This is a genomic window from Staphylococcus sp. Mo2-1 (genome assembly GCF_046721385.1).
GTDB classification, from domain to species: Bacteria; Bacillota; Bacilli; order Staphylococcales; family Staphylococcaceae; genus Staphylococcus; species Staphylococcus equorum_A.
This window is the reverse complement of record NZ_JBEUUK010000001.1, coordinates 2,810,308-2,832,861: the sequence shown is the minus strand read 5'-3', so window position 1 is coordinate 2,832,861 and position 22,554 is coordinate 2,810,308. Positions and strand designations below refer to the sequence as shown.

The 22,554-nt window shown below is 38.9% G+C and carries 8 protein-coding genes, 1 tRNA gene, 2 rRNA genes, 1 other RNA gene and 4 pseudogenes; 3 read left to right on the top strand and 13 right to left on the bottom strand.

The genetic code is table 11. The annotated features are described in order from the left end of the window. Nucleotides 1-14: 14 nt before the first annotated feature. The 13 genes and pseudogenes from ABLV95_RS14380 to gltB form a co-directional block, all read right to left on the bottom strand. Nucleotides 15-2,942: ribosomal RNA gene (locus ABLV95_RS14380) — 23S ribosomal RNA — on the bottom strand. A 289-nt stretch (nucleotides 2,943-3,231) separates the two neighbouring features. Further along, nucleotides 3,232-4,784: ribosomal RNA gene (locus ABLV95_RS14375) — 16S ribosomal RNA — on the bottom strand. Together the 16S and 23S rRNA genes form the textbook arrangement of a ribosomal RNA operon. Before the next feature lie 539 nt (nucleotides 4,785-5,323). After that, on the bottom strand, nucleotides 5,324-5,920 hold the full coding sequence (recR, locus tag ABLV95_RS14370; RefSeq protein ID WP_002505985.1) for a recombination mediator RecR: 597 nt from the start codon (nucleotides 5,918-5,920) through the stop codon (nucleotides 5,324-5,326). Nucleotides 5,921-5,924: 4 nt separating this feature from the next. Continuing rightward, nucleotides 5,925-6,242, bottom strand: coding sequence for a YbaB/EbfC family nucleoid-associated protein (locus tag ABLV95_RS14365; RefSeq protein ID WP_069816781.1), 318 nt, complete (start codon nucleotides 6,240-6,242; stop codon nucleotides 5,925-5,927). A gap of 86 nt (nucleotides 6,243-6,328) precedes the next feature. Next, nucleotides 6,329-8,048, bottom strand: a pseudogene (dnaX, locus tag ABLV95_RS14360) (DNA polymerase III subunit gamma/tau). Between the two features lie 59 nt (nucleotides 8,049-8,107). After that, nucleotides 8,108-8,639: pseudogene (locus ABLV95_RS14355) on the bottom strand (GNAT family N-acetyltransferase). A 191-nt stretch (nucleotides 8,640-8,830) separates the two neighbouring features. Then, nucleotides 8,831-9,100: signal recognition particle sRNA large type (gene ffs / locus ABLV95_RS14350), an RNA gene on the bottom strand. 109 nt (nucleotides 9,101-9,209) lie between these two features. Next, complete coding sequence (treR, locus tag ABLV95_RS14345) at nucleotides 9,210-9,935, bottom strand: trehalose operon repressor (RefSeq protein ID WP_427705510.1); 726 nt, start codon at nucleotides 9,933-9,935, stop codon at nucleotides 9,210-9,212. 28 nt (nucleotides 9,936-9,963) lie between these two features. Continuing rightward, entirely contained in the window at nucleotides 9,964-11,598 is a 1,635-nt protein-coding gene (gene treC / locus ABLV95_RS14340; protein WP_427708319.1) for an alpha,alpha-phosphotrehalase, read from the bottom strand. Between the two features lie 90 nt (nucleotides 11,599-11,688). Continuing rightward, nucleotides 11,689-13,116 carry a PTS system trehalose-specific EIIBC component gene (treP, locus tag ABLV95_RS14335; protein WP_069816772.1) on the bottom strand — a complete coding sequence of 476 codons (1,428 nt, stop codon included), beginning with the start codon at nucleotides 13,114-13,116 and terminating at the stop codon, nucleotides 11,689-11,691. 242 nt (nucleotides 13,117-13,358) lie between these two features. After that, nucleotides 13,359-13,451 (bottom strand) — tRNA-Ser (locus tag ABLV95_RS14330). Between the two features lie 60 nt (nucleotides 13,452-13,511). After that, nucleotides 13,512-14,976 (bottom strand): annotated as a pseudogene (locus ABLV95_RS14325) (glutamate synthase subunit beta). A 19-nt stretch (nucleotides 14,977-14,995) separates the two neighbouring features. Next, nucleotides 14,996-19,496 (bottom strand): annotated as a pseudogene (gene gltB, locus ABLV95_RS14320) (glutamate synthase large subunit). A 136-nt stretch (nucleotides 19,497-19,632) separates the two neighbouring features. Between gltB and gltC the strand changes: the two are divergent. The 3 genes from gltC to ABLV95_RS14305 all read left to right on the top strand — a co-directional run bounded on the left by gltC (nucleotide 19,633) and on the right by ABLV95_RS14305 (nucleotide 22,509). Beyond that, nucleotides 19,633-20,520 (top strand): glutamate biosynthesis transcriptional regulator GltC, encoded by an 888-nt coding sequence (gltC, locus tag ABLV95_RS14315; protein WP_460876039.1) that lies wholly within the window; start codon nucleotides 19,633-19,635, stop codon nucleotides 20,518-20,520. A gap of 94 nt (nucleotides 20,521-20,614) precedes the next feature. After that, a complete protein-coding gene (locus ABLV95_RS14310) occupies nucleotides 20,615-21,727 on the top strand; it encodes a YibE/F family protein (protein WP_069816764.1) in 1,113 nt (370 codons plus the stop codon). After that, the gene (locus ABLV95_RS14305) at nucleotides 21,724-22,509 is read left to right on the top strand and encodes a YibE/F family protein (RefSeq protein ID WP_460876037.1); all 786 of its coding nucleotides are present in this window, start codon (nucleotides 21,724-21,726) and stop codon (nucleotides 22,507-22,509) included. The genes ABLV95_RS14310 and ABLV95_RS14305 overlap by 4 nt, the downstream gene beginning before the upstream one ends. The last annotated feature ends 45 nt before the right edge of the window (nucleotides 22,510-22,554 follow it).

Here is a 22,554-nt window from a genome sequence, read left to right as displayed (position 1 = left end):
AAACACTTTTAAATTTGATTAAGTCTTCGATCGATTAGTATTCGTCAGCTCCACATATCGCTATGCTTCCACCTCGAACCTATTAACCTCATCATCTTTGAGGGATCTTATAACCGAAGTTGGGAAATCTCATCTTGAGGGGGGCTTCATGCTTAGATGCTTTCAGCACTTATCCCGTCCATACATAGCTACCCAGCGATGCCGTTGGCACGACAACTGGTACACCAGAGGTATGTCCATCCCGGTCCTCTCGTACTAAGGACAGCTCCTCTCAAATTTCCTGCGCCCACGACGGATAGGGACCGAACTGTCTCACGACGTTCTGAACCCAGCTCGCGTACCGCTTTAATGGGCGAACAGCCCAACCCTTGGGACCGACTACAGCCCCAGGATGCGATGAGCCGACATCGAGGTGCCAAACCTCCCCGTCGATGTGAACTCTTGGGGGAGATAAGCCTGTTATCCCCGGGGTAGCTTTTATCCGTTGAGCGATGGCCCTTCCATGCGGAACCACCGGATCACTAAGTCCGTCTTTCGACCCTCGCTCGACTTGTAAGTCTCGCAGTCAAGCTTCCTTATGCCTTTACACTCTATGAATGATTTCCAACCATTCTGAGGAAACCTTTGAGCGCCTCCGTTACTCTTTAGGAGGCGACCGCCCCAGTCAAACTGTCCATCTGACACTGTCTCCCACCATGATAAATGGTGCGGGTTAGAAATCCAACACAGCAAGGGTAGTATCCCACCAACGCCTCGACGTAAGCTGGCGCTCACGTTTCAAAGGCTCCTACCTATCCTGTACAAGTTGTACCGAATTTCAATATCAGACTACAGTAAAGCTCCACGGGGTCTTTCCGTCCTGTCGCGGGTAACCTCGCATCTTCACAGGTACTATGATTTCACCGAGTCTCTCGTTGAGACAGTGCCCAAATCGTTACGCCTTTCGTGCGGGTCGGAACTTACCCGACAAGGAATTTCGCTACCTTAGGACCGTTATAGTTACGGCCGCCGTTTACTGGGGCTTCGATTCGTAGCTTCGCCGAAGCTAACCACTCCTCTTAACCTTCCGAGCACCGGGCAGGCGTCAGCCCCTATACATCACCTTACGGTTTAGCAGAGACCTGTGTTTTTGATAAACAGTCGCTTGGGCCTATTCACTGCGGCTCTCCTGGGCGTTAACCCTAAAGAGCACCCCTTCTCCCGAAGTTACGGGGTCATTTTGCCGAGTTCCTTAACGAGAGTTCGCTCGCTCACCTTAGAATTCTCATCTTGACTACCTGTGTCGGTTTGCGGTACGGGCACCAAAATTCTAGCTAGAGGCTTTTCTTGGCAGTGTGAAATCAACGACTCGAGGAAACAATTTCCTCTCCCCATCACAACTTGACCTTAAGAGTGCCGGATTTGCCTAACACTCAGTCTCATTGCTTGGACGTACAATCCAATAGTACGCTTCGCCTATCCTACTGCGTCCCCCCATCGCTTAAAACGAAATTTGGTGGTACAGGAATATCAACCTGTTATCCATCGCCTACGCCTATCGGCCTCAGCTTAGGACCCGACTAACCCAGAGCGGACGAGCCTTCCTCTGGAAACCTTAGTCAATCGGTGGACGGGATTCTCACCCGTCTTTCGCTACTCACACCGGCATTCTCACTTCTAAGCGCTCCACATGTCCTTGCGATCATGCTTCAACGCCCTTAGAACGCTCTCCTACCACTGTCCTTACGGACAATCCACAGCTTCGGTAATATGTTTAGCCCCGGTACATTTTCGGCGCAGTGTCACTCGACTAGTGAGCTATTACGCACTCTTTAAATGATGGCTGCTTCTAAGCCAACATACTAGTTGTCTGGGCAACGCCACATCCTTTTCCACTTAACATATATTTTGGGACCTTAGCTGGTGGTCTGGGCTGTTTCCCTTTCGAACACGGACCTTATCACCCGCGTTCTAACTCCTAAGATAAAATTGATTGGCATTCGGAGTTTGTCTGAATTCGGTAACCCGATAAGGGCCCCTCGTCCAAACAGTGCTCTACCTCCAATAATCATTACTTAAGGCTAGCCCTAAAGCTATTTCGGAGAGAACCAGCTATCTCCAGGTTCGATTGGAATTTCTCCGCTACCCACAACTCATCCGCTCACTTTTCAACGTAAGTCGGTTCGGCCCTCCATTCAGTGTTACCTGAACTTCAGCCTGGTCATGGGTAGATCACCTGGTTTCGGGTCTACGACCAAATACTCAACGCCCTATTCAGACTCGCTTTCGCTACGGCTCCACATTAACTGCTTAACCTTGCATCAAATCGTAACTCGCCGGTTCATTCTACAAAAGGCACGCCATCACCCATTAACGGGCTCTGACTACTTGTAAGCACACGGTTTCAAGTTCTATTTCACTCCCCTTCCGGGGTACTTTTCACCTTTCCCTCACGGTACTGGTTCACTATCGGTCACTAGAGAGTATTTAGCCTTGGGAGATGGTCCTCCCGGATTCCGACGGAATTTCTCGTGTTCCGTCGTACTCAGGATCCACTCAAGAGTGAACAAACTTTCGACTACAGGATTATTACCTTCTTTGATTCATCTTTCCAGATGATTCGTCTAATTTGTTCTTTTGTAACTCCGTATAGAGTGTCCTACAACCCCAACAAGCAAGCTCGTTGGTTTGGGCTCTTCCCGTTTCGCTCGCCGCTACTCAGGGAATCGATTTTTCTTTCTCTTCCTCGCGGGTACTAAGATGTTTCAGTTCCCCGCGTCTGCCTTCAGATATGCTATGTATTCACATATCGATAACACGACATAACTCGTGTTGGGTTTCCCCATTCGGAAATCTCTGGATCAAAGCTTACTTACAGCTCCCCAAAGCATATCGTCGTTAGTAACGTCCTTCGTAGGCTTCTAGTGCCAAGGCATCCACCGTGCGCCCTTAATAACTTAATCTTTTCGACTTTCAACACGAAAAAAATCGGTTGAAAACCTAAAATGTTATTAATCTGTGAGTGTTCTTTCGAACACTAGCGATTATTTCTATTTTTTTGAATTCAAGCTTTTTAAAACTCTAATTCACTCGGTTTTGCTTGGTAAAATCATAAATTTTACTTACATATCTAGTTTTCAATGTACAAAATAACGCAATGAATACTCGTAATGAGCATTCAAAACTGAATGCAATATGTCAATGTCATTCCTCTTCATCTTCTCAAGGAAGATGTTCCGAATATATCCTTAGAAAGGAGGTGATCCAGCCGCACCTTCCGATACGGCTACCTTGTTACGACTTCACCCCAATCATTTGTCCCACCTTCGACGGCTAGCTCCATAAATGGTTACTCCACCGGCTTCGGGTGTTACAAACTCTCGTGGTGTGACGGGCGGTGTGTACAAGACCCGGGAACGTATTCACCGTAGCATGCTGATCTACGATTACTAGCGATTCCAGCTTCATGTAGTCGAGTTGCAGACTACAATCCGAACTGAGAACAACTTTATGGGATTTGCATGACCTCGCGGTTTAGCTGCCCTTTGTATTGTCCATTGTAGCACGTGTGTAGCCCAAATCATAAGGGGCATGATGATTTGACGTCATCCCCACCTTCCTCCGGTTTGTCACCGGCAGTCAACCTAGAGTGCCCAACTAAATGCTGGCAACTAAGTTTAAGGGTTGCGCTCGTTGCGGGACTTAACCCAACATCTCACGACACGAGCTGACGACAACCATGCACCACCTGTCACTTTGTCCCCCGAAGGGGAAGGCTCTATCTCTAGAGTTTTCAAAGGATGTCAAGATTTGGTAAGGTTCTTCGCGTTGCTTCGAATTAAACCACATGCTCCACCGCTTGTGCGGGTCCCCGTCAATTCCTTTGAGTTTCAACCTTGCGGTCGTACTCCCCAGGCGGAGTGCTTAATGCGTTAGCTGCAGCACTAAGGGGCGGAAACCCCCTAACACTTAGCACTCATCGTTTACGGCGTGGACTACCAGGGTATCTAATCCTGTTTGATCCCCACGCTTTCGCACATCAGCGTCAGTTACAGACCAGAAAGTCGCCTTCGCCACTGGTGTTCCTCCATATCTCTGCGCATTTCACCGCTACACATGGAATTCCACTTTCCTCTTCTGTACTCAAGTTTCCCAGTTTCCAATGACCCTCCACGGTTGAGCCGTGGGCTTTCACATCAGACTTAAGAAACCGCCTACGCGCGCTTTACGCCCAATAATTCCGGATAACGCTTGCCACCTACGTATTACCGCGGCTGCTGGCACGTAGTTAGCCGTGGCTTTCTGATTAGGTACCGTCAAGATGCGCACAGTTACTTACGCATTTGTTCTTCCCTAATAACAGAGTTTTACGATCCGAAAACCTTCATCACTCACGCGGCGTTGCTCCGTCAGACTTTCGTCCATTGCGGAAGATTCCCTACTGCTGCCTCCCGTAGGAGTCTGGACCGTGTCTCAGTTCCAGTGTGGCCGATCACCCTCTCAGGTCGGCTACGTATCGTTGCCTTGGTAAGCCGTTACCTTACCAACTAGCTAATACGGCGCGGGTCCATCTATAAGTGATAGCAAAACCATCTTTTACTTTAGAACCATGCGGTTCCAAATGTTATCCGGCATTAGCTCCGGTTTCCCGAAGTTATTCCAGTCTTATAGGTAGGTTACCCACGTGTTACTCACCCGTCCGCCGCTAACTTCAAAGGAGCAAGCTCCTTATCCGTTCGCTCGACTTGCATGTATTAGGCACGCCGCCGGCGTTCATCCTGAGCCAGGATCAAACTCTCCATAAATGAATTATGATGTTTGATTAGCTCATAAAATACTAATTTGTGTGTTATCTCTAACACGTTTGAACCAACAATTTAATGTTGCGTTCGGAATTAACGTTGACATATTGCAATTCAGTTTTCAATGTTCATTTCTTAATCACAAGACTTAATTCTACAGGTTATGACTCAGAAAGTCAAGAACTTTTTAAAATTAATTTTCGTTGTGTTTCGTATTTCTTTTTTGTGTTTGTTGTGTTTGACTTGTTGTTTCGCTCTACTAGTAATACTATACACGCATCAAAACCTTTTAACAACTATAAAATTTACACTTTAACCCGCTCACAACAGCCTTCGAACACCAATAAACATACTTTAATATCTCCTTCTTATTTAAAGTTCGCTTTGTAGATAATAAGCATCTAAAAACTACCTATAAACACTTGAAAAACGCTTATTACGCGTACTTTAAATTCTTTTACATCTTTTTAATTTTATTTACAAATAATTAAAGCTACCTATATAGGTAGCTTTAATCGTTCATATATATGTTTAATAGCGTACTACATCTCTGTTCGGCCCATAATCGCTTTCGACAATGTAACTTCATCGGCGTATTCTAAATCGCCACCTACAGAAAGACCTTGAGCTAATCTCGTTACAGTAACACCAATTGGTTTTACTAACCTCGAGATATACATCGCTGTAGATTCACCTTCTAGGTTTGGGTTCATCGCTAAGATAAGCTCTTTAACTTCTTCATCTTTCAAACGATTAATTAAACTCGGTATATTAATATCCTCTGGTCCAATACCATCCATTGGAGAAATAGAGCCATGTAAGACGTGATATAAACCTTTATATTCACGCATCTTCTCCATAGCAATGACATCTTTATCATCTTCAACTACACAAATAATTGTGCGATCTCTCTGTTTATCTTGGCAAATGTAACATGGATCTTGTTCAGTTATATGTCCGCATTCACTACAATAGGTAAGTTCTCGTTTAACATCCACTAAAGATTTGGCAAATTGGACAACATCGTCTTCTTTCATATCTAATACATGAAACGCCAGACGTTGAGCGGTCTTCGGCCCAATGCCTGGCAGTTTCATGAAACTGTCAATAAGTTTTGAAATCGGTTCAGGATAGTGCATATGATCACATTCCAGGAATGTTTAAGCCTTGAGTGTGCTTGCCTAAGCGTTCTTGTGTAAGTTCATCAGCTTTATTCATTGCTTCATTCGTTGCGGCAATCACTAAGTCTTGTAACATTTCAACGTCGTCTGGATCTACCGCTTCTTCTTTTATTTCTACATCTAGTACTTCTTTATGGCCTGATACTGTTACAGTTACCATGCCACCGCCAGCTGTACCTTGGACTTTCTCCTCTTTTAATTTCTCTTGCTCTTCGCCCATTTTCTTTTGCATTTTTTGCATTTGTTTCATCATCTGTTGCATATTTCCGCCACCGCGCATAAATTTTTCCTCCTTGAATCTTCTATATCATTTTTATGGTTATTCTTTCGTCTCATTATACATGCCTTTTTATTCATTGTCATGTATCACTCTTCATCTATTACATTTACAGTACTCTCACCAAATAAATCTTTAGCTTTTTGAACAACGTCAACTTCTTCCGCTACTTCTGGAGTAGAAGCTTGGTTATCACTTTCACCTTCTGTTGTGGTACTACTCTTTCTATTTTGTAGATACTCTGTTCTAACTCTCATCCATTGATCGGCAGGTACACCTACAACTTTGACTGTTTTATCGATGATTTTACAAACAACATTCTCAATATTTTCCCGTTTTTCATCATCTTTATTAACAATTTCGCAGTGTATTTCTTCTTCAAACTTAATCAGAACATGCGTTTCACTTGCGGCAACAGGTTCAGAATTTTGCAAGAGGCTCACTAATGATTTCATATCATTGCCTTTCGCATGATTAATAACCTCTTCCCAATGGTCTTTCAATTGCTTAATATCATCTTTATTGGCTTTGTCTAATACTTTAGCAATTTGTTGCATAGAAAAAGCATTCTTAGACTGTCCACCTTTGTTGGTAGTTCGTTTAGTCTGTTGAGGCGTGTTGCTAGTCGTCACACCTTGCGCTTTTATTGTCTTCAATTCACTTTCTAACTGTTCCATTCTTTGCAACAGCACATCATTATTAGGTTCAGTTGCAATACCTGTAGTCGCTACAGTTTGAACACTCTCGGGTTTTTCTTTTATCATTTCAGCGATTTTAACTAGTAATACTTCGAAATGAACACTTTGGTTTACACTGAATCGAATCGAAACGAGTGTATCATTGATGATATCAATCATTTTGTAAAGAACATCTAAATCAAAATGCATTAATGCATCATATTCAGTTTCTACATTAGAAGTCTTATTCATAATCGTATCTCTCACAAAGTAAATCATATCGTTAATCAAACGATTGACTTCTTTACCTTGTGATATGAATTGATGATAAGTTGAAAAAGCGCTTTTTACATCACCTTGAACTACTTCTTTAAGCAATTCATTTAAAGCACTGGCATCTACACTACCGGTTACGTTCAGCGCATCTTGTAACGTGAGATGCTCATCTCCAAAAGCAATGGCTTGATCCATAATACTTAACGCATCACGCATACCACCTTCTGATGCCTTCGCAATAAATTCTAACGCGGCTGTATCGTATTCTATTTCTTGTGAGTCCGCTACAAACTTTAAGCGTTCAACAATTTCATCTTCACTAATTGCTTTAAAATCAAACCTTTGTGATCTTGAAATAATTGTCGGAGGTATTTTGTGAGGTTCTGTCGTCGCTAATATAAATATTGCATGTCTTGGTGGCTCTTCTAACGTTTTAAGTAACGCGTTAAAAGCACCTGTTGTTAGCATGTGTACCTCATCTATAATATATACTTTGAATTTCGATTCACTAGGTGCATATTTAACTTTATCTCTAATATTTCTTATCTCATCTACACCGTTATTACTTGCAAGCATCAATTTCAATGACGTCTGAATTCGTTCCTCGCGTGATACCCTTACATATTGCACATTCATTACAAGGTTCACCATCGGTACGTTCAAGACAGTTTATGGCTTTTGCGAACACTTTAGCAATACTCGTTTTACCTGTCCCTCTAGGTCCGCTAAATATATAAGCATGGGATTGTTTACTTTTAGCAATCGCATTACGTAGTGTCTTAGTTACATGCTCCTGACCCACAACATCTTCAAAGCTTTGCGGTCGGAACATTCTATATAAAGCTTGATAATTCACTTTCGCACCTCCAATAGCATTCATCAACTATTATAGCATTGTACTTTATACTTTGAATATCAATTAAAAGATTCTGGATAAACCACTTTGCCATTAGGTTGCTCTGTTAGTTGTTCCCAAAGGAATTTGACCATAAAATTTTTTGAAGGTAAATCAAATGGACTATATATATTGTATTGCTCCGCTTCTTCATAACCTAATTTGCCATAATATCCCGAAGCTCCTAAAACAATAATGGTAGTATAACCTTGCGCTTTTGCTCGCTCTTCTGCTGCTTGCACTAGTGCTTTTCCCAACCCCATGTTTCTATATGCTTGGTAAAACAGATAGTGGCGCTAATGCTAATGCAGTAAAACTTGTTTCTTCATTAAGGATGTGGATTTCTGATAACATAATATGACCAATCACTTCACCATCATCATTTTTCGCGACAACTTCTAGTTCATAGTTATATTCTAAAGTTTCTCTCAATTTCACAACTAACGCTTGCTCATCATGCTGTGACTCAGCGACATCTTCAAACGCAGATTTTATTGTTTCCAAACTTGTATCATAATCATTTTCAGTTAAAGTACTTAAGTATATTTGCATCGACATCCCCCTTATGACGTTTAAATTTCAACCTTTGACTTAACAACATCGGCTTTGTGACAAGTATTAAACGATACCAATATCCTATCAAAGTATTCCTTATATTTTAATATAAAAAAAGAGCGACTGCTATCAAAAGATACGTCGCTCAGTATTTATATAAGTTTATTTCATTATTTAAAAATTTAAAACCGTGCACCTTCACTTCGAATGTGTATCACAAACGTAACCAAAGTCGTTAGCTAAATCTCGGCAACCCTACGGCACATACGATAATCCACTTAATGCCGCTTCCGTCAGGACCTGACATGGTTCGTGGGTTCATATTGCATAGGACCGAGATCTTCAAACACTACGTGCTTTGGGCAGACTTCACAAAAACACACCCTTAGCAAAGGAATTCAGTCTCGCGTAAAGCGGATTTCGAGTACAGGGAACCGCTACCTCCCCACTTAGCACGGCAAAATATATCATACTATAATTTAACAACTGATTGCAAGTATAACCTATCCTAGATACTATATCTTCATTATATAATTCACATTATAGTCATTTTTACGATAAAGTATTTCACCTTTTATGGCGTCTAGAAAAATCATTGAATTTAAACTCTGTGGCTAAGTGTTTCGAAACATTATATTGGAATATTGTAGTATCTTTCAAATGTACAATGCCTCGAACTGTTGCTGTATATGGCGGAACTACATCGCCAAATATTTCTCGTTCTATTTCTCCGAAGGCCTCAAAAGTAATCGACTTATTAGAGTAACTAATTTCTAAACCTAATACATCTTCTATATACTCATATAGTGATGCTTTTGCAATCTCCGTAGTAAGGTTCGGAACAATTGCTTCTATTAAGTAGTCTTCATCTATAATCTTTACTCTATTTTCTATTTTCCTAATTCGAACAACATGCCACAATACTGTTCCGTGGCGAACATTCAATGCCTTTTGTACTTTCGGAACTTCACCCGCAGTTATCTTTTCAAACACTTTGACGTCAGTTTCATGTCGCAGCCCTAATCCTTGTTGAACTTCTCTGAAGCTGGTTAAATCTGCAAAAGGAAACTCTGTTAAGCCTTGATAGATTACAATCGAACCTTTACCGCGAATCTTTTGAATCATACCGTCTCTCACTAATAAGTTCAGTGCTTTACGTACTGTTTCACGAGAGGCACTATAGGTTTCTACTAACTCATGCTCTGATGGCAATTGAGTGCCATACGATATGCGTGACTCTATGATGTCTGTACGTATTGTTTCATATATCGTAATAAATTTTTTCTGTGTCATGCGCGCTCACTCACTGCCCTTTTCTAAATTATTGTGCAATTACTATTGCGCCAAATCCATAAATTAATTCATTTGTTGCTTCACCCTGTTGGATAATAATTTCTCCCTCAATAGCTAAATCTTCTGGAATCGCTACTTGTTCATTTGAAAAATTTGCAATAACAAGCCACGTTTCATCATTATAATGACGTTTATAAACAAATAACTCATTATGCTCCATATATAAAGGTTCTATACTCCCATACGTAATAATATCGTGTTCATGACGTAAGTGAATCAAATGTCTATAAGTGTGCAATATAGATGCTTCATCTTTAATCGCCGCTTCAACATTGATTTTATCAAAATTATTTGGAATATCAATCCATGGTGTGCCTGTAGTAAAGCCCGCATGCTCTGTATCAGTCCATTGAACTGGTGTTCTTGAAGTGTCGCGAGATTTTTGTCCTAATATCGTAATGATTTCTTCTTCTTTATAACCTGCACCTTTCATATTTTGATAAGCATTTAAAGATTCAACATCACGATACTGGTCAATTGTTTCAAAACCCGGATTTGTCATACCGATTTCTTCACCTTGGAAAATGTAAGGCGTGCCTTGTAACATATGCAGTACAGTAGCTAACATCTTAGCACTTTGTTTACGCATTGGTTCAGACGAGTCATCACCAAAACGCGAAACGACACGAGGCTGGTCATGGTTACACCAAAATATTGCGTTCCAACCGCCACCTTCATAAATACCGAGTTGCCATTCCATAAGTATATCTTTTAATTTATGGAAATCTAATTTAGCATTCGTCCATTTTTCACCATCAGCATAGTCTACTTTTAAATGATGGAAATTAAAGACACTACTTAATTCTTGGCGCTTAGTATTCGTATATTTAATACAATGATCTATTGTAGTTGAGGACATTTCACCAACTGTCATTATATCTTTGTCTCCAAACGTACGACGATTCATTTCATGTACGTATTCATGTACGCGTGGTCCATCTGTATAAAACTCTTTACCGATTTTTTCAGAGTCTTTAAACTCACCTTTAGAAATCAAATTAAGCACATCAAATCTAAAGCCATCTACACCAAAACTAATCCAGTGGTTAACAATGTCATATAAAGCGTCTCGCACCTCAGGATTATCCCAATTTAAATCAGCTTGTGTAACGTCGAATAGGTGCAAATAATATTCTTCTGTTTTTTCATCGTATTTCCACGCATTGCCGCCAAATTTTGACTCCCAGTTTGTTGGTGGTTGATTATCTGCTGATCGTCTAAAGAAGTAATAATCCCTATAGGCACTTTCTTTATCTGCATACGCTTGCTTAAACCATTCATGTTTTGTAGAGGTATGATTAATTACAATATCCATCATAACTTTTAAATCACGCTTATGTGCTTCACTTACTAATGTTTCAAGATCTTCTATTGTTCCAAATTTTTCATTGATTTTGTAATAGTTACTAATATCATAGCCGTTATCGTTCATTGGTGATTCATATACTGGCGTTAACCAAATGTAATCCACACCTAGATATTGTAAATAATCTAGTTTTTCAATAATACCTTGTAAATCACCTTCTCCACTGCCTGTTGTATCATTAAATGATTTTGGATAAATTTGATAAACAACTGATTTTCTCCAATCATTATGTGCCATAACAATTACCGCCTTTTCTTTTACTATTTTAAAAAGAAACTCGCTAATCAATTTTAGCGAGTTTAATTGTACTTATCTATATAACTTGAATTATTTTTCAACCATTTCTTTTGTTTCTTCTTTACTAAATCTTGATAGAACAACAGTTAAAATTGCTGGTACGACAATTGCTAAAAGGGTACAAATAGCATAAATTAACCAGAAATCCTTTTGGATAGAAATAATAGCCGGCACGCCGCCTACGCCTACACTACCAAGCACACGACTTGCACCTATAATACCACCTATCACACAAGATGTTGAAATTGCTGCTATAAATGGGTATTTTAGTGGTAAGTTTACCCCGAATAATGCTGGTTCTGTTACACCTAAGAAACCTGAAATACCTGAAGTCATAGCAAGACCCTGTTCTTTGCCCATTTTACGTCTTCTATAGACAAACCATGCGCCAAATGCTGCTGAACCTTGACAAATGTTTGAGATTGCAAGAATCGGCCATAGGTATGTGCCGCCAAGGCTACTTCCCATTAATTGGAAATCTACCGCTAAGAACATGTGATGCAAACCTGTAATAACGAGTGGTGCATAGAACAAACCATAAAGTGCGCCACCTAACCAGCCGGCATGTTCAAAGACAAATGTCACGCCTTCTGTAATTCCTGTACCAAGCCATAATGCAACCGGTCCAATAACTATAAATGCTAAGAAACCTGTAATTAGTAGTGCCACAGGCCCTACAACTAACATTTTAATTGAATCATGAATATATTTATTTAAGAATTTCTCGATTTGAGCTAATACATACGCGGCAAGTAAAATCGGCAATACTTGTCCTTCATAGTTCAATTGTTTAATTTCTAAACCGAAAATATCCCAAGTAGGAATATTACCACTAGCAATATCGTATTGTGAAGCTAGTTGTGGATTCATTAGAATTAAACCTAGCACTAGACCAAGTATTTGACTCCCACCAAACACACGCATACTACTCCAACCGATTAATGCTGGTAAGAATATGAATGCTGTACTTGCAATTACATTGATAATATTAGAGATATCTCCAAGTTGAGGAAATTGTTCTACTAACGGTTTAGGGCCAAATAGCCCTTCCATCGTAAGTAAATTATTAATCCCCATAAGTAAACCAGCAGTAACAATTGCCGGTAAGATTGGAATAAATATGTCTCCCAACAATTTAATCAATCTTTGAACCGGATTACCCTTTTTAGCCGCTGCAGCTTTCGCGTCGTCTTTTGACGCTTCACCTACACCTGTTTCTTCAATGAATTGTTTGTAAACTTCATCGACTGTACCTGGACCAATGACAATTTGATACTGATTATCAGCTTTGAATTGTCCTTTTACTAAATCGTTATCCCCCAATCGATCCTTATCTACTTTATCATCATCTTTCAAGACAAGTCGCAAACGTGTTACACAGTGCGTTGCTGTGTCCAAGTTGTCTTTGCCCCCAATAGCTTCGACTATATCTTGCACATCTTTCTTTTTAACTGCCATGATGATTCACTCCCTTTTTCTTTTAACATCACTGAAAGTATAACTTGTATAGACAAGTTTTGTAAAGGCTTTCATGTTAATTTAAAAAAATAATGTTATTTTCATGTTTTTGTATAATATTTTCAATAGATTCATTTAATTAATGCAAAACAACTTAAAAACGGCAAATAAAAAAGACAAGCACTCAATACATGATTGATTACTTGCCTACTCTATTTATTAGTCTTAGTTTTATAATATTATGGCGGAGGAAGAGGGATTCGAACCCCCGCGGGCCGTTAAGCCCCTGTCGGTTTTCAAGACCGATCCCTTCAGCCGGGCTTGGGTATTCCTCCAAATAAATACATTATTTATAATATTATAGCCCGTTTCAAAAGTCAATTAAAATTTCAGCACTATACAAGTGCTTTTTCTTTTAAGTAAGCATCTACTGAATCTGCGACAGCCCTTCCTTCTTGAATAGCCCAGACCACAAGACTTTGACCTCTTCTCGCGTCGCCCGCTGCAAATATGTGTGGTTGATTCGTTCTAAAATCTTTATTATCAGCCACTATTTTATTACGTTTAGTTTGAATATCAAAAGCATGAGGGACGGTCGTTTCTGTACCGACAAAACCGATAGACAATAAGACTAGATCTGCTGGCCAGTGACGTTCTGTGCCATCCACCACGACCATTCCATCTTCTGTTTCTTCAAGTATTTGAGTATAAACGCCTTTTACATTGCCGATACGATCAACATCGTAACGCATCGTTTGTACACCATATGCACGTGGTTCAAAACCAAAACGCGCCTCATATTCTTTGTGTGCATAATCCATCTTGAACACAGGCATTGCTAATGGCCAGTACGTATTTTCATCAAATGTAATCTCTTCTGGTTGCTTTGTGTATTTATTAAATTGAACGATAGACTTACAATTTTCACGCAGTGCTGTCGCTACACAGTCAGCACCTGTATCACCGAGCACCAATTACAATGACATTTTTTCCTTTAGCTGAAATCTCAGGTTCGTTAATTTCTCCATTTAAAAATTGGCCTTGTTCAATTAAGTAATCCATTGCAAAGTGAATTCCAAATCCCATGCGTCCTTCTAATGGTAAATCTCTCGCATTTTGTGAACCTGTACAAAGTATAATTGCATCGTGTCGTTCATTTAATTCATCACGACTTACGTCTACACCAATTTCTGTATCTGTCATAAATTCAATACCTGATTGTTTCATCACTTCAATTCTACGGCGCACGACATCCTTATCTAATTTCATATTAGGAATACCATACATTAGAAGCCCACCCGCTTCATGTGCACGTTCATATACTGTTACTTTGTATCCTAGTTTATTTAGTTCATCTGCCGCTGTTAACCCAGCTGGACCACTGCCGACGATTGCTACTGTTTCGGATTGGCGTTGCTCAGGCTTTGTTGGTTTGACCCAGCCATTTTCATAAGCTTCATCAATAATCGTACGTTCAATACCTTTGATAGCAACAGATTCACGATTAATTTTCATCACACACGATTGTTCACAAGGCGCGGGACAAACGCGACCCGTGAATTCTGGAAAGTTATTTGTCTCACTCAAGCGTTCATATGCTGTTTTAAAATCTTTTCTATAAACGAGATCGTTCCACTCCGGAATGTAGTTCCCAATTGGACAACCAATTGTTTCTTTTCCATGAGGTTCCCCCGTTTGGCAAAATGGTGTCCCACAATCCATACAACGTGCACCTTGTTCTGCTGCTTCATCCTTAGTAAACCTCTGTTGAAAGGCATCGTGATTACTTATACGTTCAACCAATGACAATTCATCTAATTGTTGTTTGTCATAATTCATAAATCCTTTGAATTCGCCCATGACAAATCCCCCTTTATGGTTAATATACGGCAGTCTGCTGTTCTTCTGATGCTAAGCTTGTACGTTTATCATTAAATGCATTCAACAACGCTTCATCTAATTCACTCGAATCACGTTTTTGTAATTCTATTTTTTGCATCATTAATTTATAGTCTTTCGGAACTACTTTGACTACTTTTTGTGCCACATTTTCAAAATCATTTAGAATAGCTTGTGCTTTTGTGCTCTGTGTATATTTAACATGAGCTTGTAGCATGTCTTTCAAAATTTCACGCTCTGCTTTTACACTAATCGTATCGAAATCTAGACTGTCTAATTTATGTTCTTTTCTAAAAGCTTCAACGTCTGATGGGAAAATGTAACTCACGCCGCCACTCATACCTTGGCCAAAGTTTTTACCTACATCTCCAAGTATAACGACGCGTCCGCCAGTCATATATTCAAGCCCGTGGTCGCCAATACCTTCGACAACTGCTTGTACACCACTATTTCGGATACAGAAACGTTCTCCTGCCTTACCATTAATATACGCTTTACCATGTGATGCACCGTAAAAACAAACATTACCAATAATAATTTCATTTTCACGATGTTTATTCGGCGCTTTCACAATAATCTTACCGCCAGATAATCCTTTACCAACGTAATCATTTGCGTCACCTGTATGATGAATCGTTAATCCACTAGGCGTATATGCTGCTAAACTTTGCCCACCATGACCCTGTGTTTGGGCATAAATCGTGTCTTCAGGTAAACCTTCAGAGCCATGAATTCTAGTAATTGCACTACCAGTGATTACACCTACGTCTCTTTGTTCATTTTTCAATTTATATTTACCTGTAAATGCTTCACCTTTTTCAATAGCTGTTTGTGCGTCAGGATACAATCTCGTTAAATCAAACCCTTCATCAAGATGATGATTTTGTTTTATTTTATTAAATCTGTCACCTTCATGTTGATACAACAACGCTTCAACATTCATAGTAGCTGCTTTAGAGCGACGTGATGATAACTGGCTACTTCGTTGTAATAAATCCGTTCTCCCTACTAATTCATCGACTGATTTCAAACCGAGTTCAGCTAATATTTCTCTTAATTCTTCCGCTACAAAATGCATGAAATTAACTACATGGTCTGCTCTACCATTGAATAACGCGCGTAAATCTTGATTTTGTGTAGCGATACCTACTGGACATGTATCTTTATGACATACGCGCATCATAATACATCCCATAACTACTAGCGGTGCAGTGGCAAAACCAAATTCTTCAGCACCTAATGCACATGCATAAGCGACATCTTTACCTGTAAGTAATTTGCCATCGGTTTCCACTTTCACTCTTGATCTTAAGCCGTTCATCATTAAGGTTTGATGCGTCTCTGATAGACCAATTTCCCATGGCACGCCTGCATGTTGAATGCTTGTTTTAGGTGATGCTCCTGTCCCACCATCATAACCACTGATTACGATTTTATCAGCGTATGCTTTCGCGACACCTGCCGCAATCGTACCGACACCTGTTTTAGAGACAAGTTTAACTGTAATATTTGCATCTTTATTGGCATTTTTTAAATCGTGAATTAATTGTGCTAAATCTTCTATTGAATAAATATCGTGATGTGGCGGTGGTGATATTAAGCCAATACCTGGTGTAGAACCCCTTACTTCCGCAATCCATGGATATACTTTCGTACCTGGTAGTTGTCCGCCTTCCCCTGGTTTAGCGCCTTGCGCAACTTTAATTTGTATTTCTTTTGCATGTTGTAAGTAATCACTTGTTACTCCAAAGCGACCTGAAGCAACTTGTTTAATAGCACTTGAACGATTTTTACCTTCTTCATCTATTACAAAACGTTCAGGATTTTCGCCGCCTTCACCACTATTACTTTTACCGCCCATTTGATTCATTGCTTCTGCAAGTGTCTGATGTGCCTCTTCTGAAATCGACCCATAACTCATCGCTCCAGTATTGAAACGTTGTACAATCTTACTCGCAGGTTCAACTTTATCGATATCTATTGATTTCTGCTTTTTAAATTCCATCAAATGACGAATATGGTCTGTTCGCTTATGATTAACTTCATTTGAAAATGCTTTGAATTTTTCATAATCGTTTAAGCGACATGCATGTTGCAATAAATGTATCGAAGTTGGATTAAAAGCGTGATGTTGTCCTTGTTTGCGCCATTGGAACGTACTACCTGACTCAATGTATTCACTCTCAGGTGTTTGTCTCGCTTTATTTTCTTTATCAATTAAATCCATCGTTATCCCAGATAACTTGGACTGTGTGCCAGTGAAATATTTGTCTACAATTTCATTTGAAAGTCCTACAGCTTCAAAAATCTGTGCCCCTTGATAACTTTGAACTGTAGAAATACCCATCTTAGCCATTACTTTGATGACACCTTCAGACAAGGTATGTGTATAGGTTTGAACATTTTCAGAAATATCCCCTTCTAAACGTTGGCTCAAGACCAATTGTTCAATCGTACGTTGTGCTAAATAAGGTACTACCGCGTTTGCACCGTAACCTAATAAGCATGCAACATGATGTACCTCTCTTGTTTCTCCTGACAAAGCAACAATACTCGTACGCATACGTAGGCCTTCTCGGATAAGCAATTGATGAATATGACTCACCGCAAGTAATATAGGCATTGCATAACCTTTTTCTGTTACAAGTGTACGATCATCTAATACTAAAATTTCACTGCCTTCTTTAACAGCACGTATCGCTTTACCCCCTAAAGCGTCTAATGCTGCTTCTAAATCGTCTTTATAAACAGTTGATAGATGTTTTACGTTAAATCTACTCTGTTCAATTTCCTCAAGTTGCGCTTCTGTCATCACAGGACGTTTAAGCTGAATTCTATTTAACACATCCTCATTAGGATTTAACAAATTCCCTTCGCTGCCTAAATAAGCTAACTCACTCGTGACAATTTTTTCACGATAAGCGTCAATAGGCGGGTTTGTTACTTGAGCGAATAATTGCTTGAAATAATTAAAAAGTGTTTCATTTTTTTCGTTTAATACTGCAATAGGTACGTCATAACCCATTGCCCCGATTGGATCTTTTTTATTATCAACCAGTTCTGTCATGTATTTATCCATTTCTTCTTTGGTATAGACAAATTGTTTTTGCAATCGATTCAATGTTGCACTATCCCACTCAGATGATTTATACGTCACATTTTCTAAATCCAAATCTACTTTAAACTGGTTTAACCAACTTTCATAAGGCAGTTCATCTGCGATATTTGCTTTTAACTCATTATTTTCAATCACTTTATGTTGGTTAAAATCAACAAGTAATAACTTCCCAGGGTTCAACTGACCTTTAAACGCAACGTTCTTTTCAGGTACATCAACAACACCAACTTCAGATGAAAAGACAATGTAATTATCTTTCGTTATAGTATAACGTCCTGGTCTTAAGCCATTTCTATCCGTTAAAGCACCAATCTTGTCTCCATTACAAAACGAAATCATCGTCGGTCCATCCCATGGTTCCATTAAATAACTATAATACTCATAGAAAGCACGTACATTCGCATCGTTAGCTTTGTTGTATAACCAAGGCTCTGGAATCATGAGCATCGTCGCTCTTTCAGGCTCCATAGCTAATGATAAAAATTCTAAAGCATTATCGACTATAGCCGAGTCACTGCCATCTTCATCAATAATTTCTTTTACCTTGTCCTTTTCGTCGCCAAAAATAGTTTCAATCAGCTCATCTTGTCTAGCGCGCATCCAGTTTACATTACCTTTAATCGTATTGATCTCACCGTTATGCATAAGTAATCTATTAGGATGTGCACGTTTCCAACTTGGAAAGGTATTTGTACTGAAACGCGAATGAACAAGTCCTAATTTCGAAACATAAGATTCGTGATTCAAATCTTGATATAAAGCCTTAATCTGATCCGAACGCAACCATCCTTTATATACAATCGTTCTATTCGACAGACTTGTAAAATATAAATCTAGTTGTTGCTGATTCGCATAATTTTCAATTTGTTTTCGCGCTAAAAATAATTTACGATCTACATGTGAAACATCATTTAATGCCACGAACACTTGTTGAATAAAAGGCATTGTATCGGCAACATGTGAAGCAATTGCATTAATGTCTACAGGTACATCTCTATAACCAATTACGCTTAATCCTTCCGCTTCAAAGTGTGCATTAAACTGTGCCTCGTGCTGAGAACCAGCAATCGATTCATTTGTAAAAAACATCCCAACGGCATATTGACCTTCTTCAGGCAAATTAAAGTCCGTTTGTTTTGAAAAATAATCGTATGGCACTTCGGTCATAATCCCTGCACCATCACCTGTCACACTGTCTGCACCAAGACCGCCACGGTGATCTAACCTACGCAAGCATCTCCAATGATTTTTCGACAATAGCATGGTTCCTTTCGTTATCCATATTGGCATAAAAGCCAATACCACATGCATCATGTTCCTCACGACTATCATATAAGCCAATTTTCTTATTGTATTCGAGCATGATCTTCACCTCTTTTTCGAAAATTCTGAATATTAAATTAGTAAGTAAACTATATAGTAGTTGATCAATCTGTTCAATATATAAAATAGATGATATTATTCTAATTATTAGAATGTTTTTGAATTTGGGGGATACAATGGAAATCAAACAACTAAAATACTTTATAGAAGTCGCAAAAAGAGAGCATTTATCAGAAGCCGCACTTGAATTAGAAATCGCACAATCTGCAATAAGTCGTCAAATTACGCAACTCGAAAAAGAATTACAAGTTAAATTATTTAATAGAGAAGGCCGCAATATTTATCTTACCGATGAAGGGAAGCAATTATTTTCAGAAGCAACTAAAATTATAGATCAATTCGACGAAACTGTCCGTCTATTTCATAAACAATCAGAATCCAATCATTTTATTATTCGTATCGGTTATGTTGAAAGTTATATCTCACAAGTACTCACGCTATTAATACAATCTTTTGAAAATCAGAGCGATTCAATTGTCGAACCTATTCTAATGGAAGAAAGTGAAATTTTAAATGCTTTAACCACTGATCAAATCGATATTGCATTTACCGATTTATCAAATGACATCAAACAAAATCGCGAACTAAAAGTAAATGCTTTGTTCGAGGAAAACTACCACGTCTACGCCCCTAAAGACGCACCAATTACTATGGCAACTCACCCGCCTCTAGTACAGTTCTCAGACAAAATAATTTACGAACTTTATCCGTTACCTCCGCATATCAAGCAAATATTAGCCAATATTGTAGTAAAACCAATACGTACCATTACCCATCCACAACTCGCACAATACATTTTAAATAAAGAGCGTGGATATATTATCATGACTTCCTATCACCTACTAGAGAAGAACCCTGATAAATGGGTGGACATCTCTCTCGGACATACAGAGCTAAAACGCACAATTTGTAGTGTGATGCGCCAAGATAATCGTAAAAACGACATTCGCTTAATGCTTTCAATGATCGATCAATTGTTGAGTCGTAGTACAACGTATCACTAATTCAAAATTCATACGCAAACCTATAAATCGTTGAATTCAACATATGAGACGCGTATAATCGCATTGTCTATAAAGAGAGGATTGAATTAGAGCGATGCCAATCAAAACACTAATCAAACGCCCTTTCAATTGGGTATTATTGTTGTTTTGCATCATATTTATTGGGTTGTTTATTTTCACATTTGTAAACGCTAAGTTTTACGATACACCTATTGGTCAAATTACAAATATTGAAAATAAATCTACATCTAAAACCACAGATGACCATCATAATAAAGATATAAAACATACAGAAACATTGAAACTTACAATTTTAAACGGAAAATTTGAAGGTCAAACTGCAACGATTCCACATGAATATTATGAATCTCAAGCAGATAGTGAAAAATTTTCTAAAAATAATAAAGTCTTACTACATATCGATAAACATCCAAATGACGCATATATATTAGAGAAAAAGCGTGATAGCCTCGTAGTAGCCGTGACAGGTTTATTTTTATTAACGGTACTTCTTGTAGGCAGGAAAATCGGACTTCAATCCATTTTATCTTTGGCAATTAACACAGCCGTCGTCATTCTAGCGATTTATATTTATAACCAATTCCATATTATGACTTTATTCAGTCTAATGAGTATCGGAGTTATCATATCTACTACATTAACCTTATTGCTAGTTACGGGTTGGCAATGGCGCACACTCATTACTATTGTTAGTACCTTGCTTGGTACATTTATATGCGTTGGGTTAACACAATTAGTAATTCAAATGACTGGTGGCGAAGGATTAAAATTTGAAACGATGAGTTTCTTAACATTACCACCTAAAGAAGTCTTTCTCGCATCGGTAATGATTGGGTCACTTGGTGCAGTAATGGATGTCGCCATTACAATTGCAAGCGGGATGACTGAAATCCTACGTCGAACACCTCATATTAGTATGACGCGTTGGGCACTTGCCGGACGAAATATTGGCCAAGATATTATGGGGACGATGACCAACATTTTACTCTTCTCTTATTTATCTGGAAGCTTACCGATGTTACTTATTTATTTAAAAAATGCAAATACCATTACCTACACAATCTCTATGAATTGGTCATTAGAAATTTCCCGGGCAATTACAGGCGGTATTGGTATCGTCTTAACAATTCCTATTACAATATTATTGATGCAAGTATGGTTCAAAATGCGAGGTGCTAAACAATGAGTGCAATAACAATTTTAGGTATTATACTGTTCATACTCATGCTTATTTTTGGTGGTAAAAAAGGGCTCATCTCTTATCTGACATTATTCTTAAACTTTGTCATCCTATTAATAAGCTTGATTATCATTATGTTTGGCGCACCGGTTTATCTTGTAACCTTAATTTTTTGTATCGTTATCGCGGCGTGTAATCTATTTGTACTTAATAGTTATAATACCAAGACACAGGCAGCTTTTTACGCAACGATTCTAACAACAGTCATCTTGATTGCAGCCATCTACTTTTCTGTATCTATCGGTAACCTACAAGGTTTCACAACTGAGCAACAAGATGAAACGTACATTTTCTCTATGAATATCGGTATAGACATGGTTAAATTCATGGTCTTCACCATAGTCCTTGCAGTCATAGTCGCTGTCATTGATTTAGCTATTACAATTAGTTCACCCATGTATGAATTAAGTGAGACCAACCCTGATTTAACTCAAAAAGAACTATTTTATTCAGGAATGCGTGTAGGCAGAGAAATCTTAGCCACATCAGCTAATACAATTTATCTCGCTTATTTTGGAGGCCAACTCACATTATTTTTCTGGTTTTTCAAATTAAATTATTCCTTTGGTCATATCATTAATTCTAAAATATTCGCTCAAGAATTTATCTCTATTTTATTAGGCGGTATTGCGATTGCGATAAGCATCCCTATTACGGCTTGGCTGTCCTCGCTATTAATCAAAAAGGAACAAAAAATGAAATTACCTATAAAGCATACGTATAAATAAACAAAACCACTCATCTTGTATTAAATATTAGATGAGTGGTTTTGA

Bases quoted from the DNA above. Each gene is read 5' to 3' on its own strand.
- treR (WP_427705510.1), bottom strand. From the start codon at position 9,935: ATGACACAGAAAAAATTTATTACGATATATGAAACAATACGTACAGAC.
- recR (WP_002505985.1), bottom strand. From the start codon at position 5,920: ATGCACTATCCTGAACCGATTTCAAAACTTATTGACAGTTTCATGAAA.
- gltC (WP_460876039.1), top strand. From the start codon at position 19,633: ATGGAAATCAAACAACTAAAATACTTTATAGAAGTCGCAAAAAGAGAG.
- ABLV95_RS14365 (WP_069816781.1), bottom strand. From the start codon at position 6,242: ATGCGCGGTGGCGGAAATATGCAACAGATGATGAAACAAATGCAAAAA.
- ABLV95_RS14305 (WP_460876037.1), top strand. From the start codon at position 21,724: ATGAGTGCAATAACAATTTTAGGTATTATACTGTTCATACTCATGCTT.
- treP (WP_069816772.1), bottom strand. From the start codon at position 13,116: ATGGCAGTTAAAAAGAAAGATGTGCAAGATATAGTCGAAGCTATTGGG.
- ABLV95_RS14310 (WP_069816764.1), top strand. From the start codon at position 20,615: ATGCCAATCAAAACACTAATCAAACGCCCTTTCAATTGGGTATTATTG.
- treC (WP_427708319.1), bottom strand. From the start codon at position 11,598: ATGGCACATAATGATTGGAGAAAATCAGTTGTTTATCAAATTTATCCA.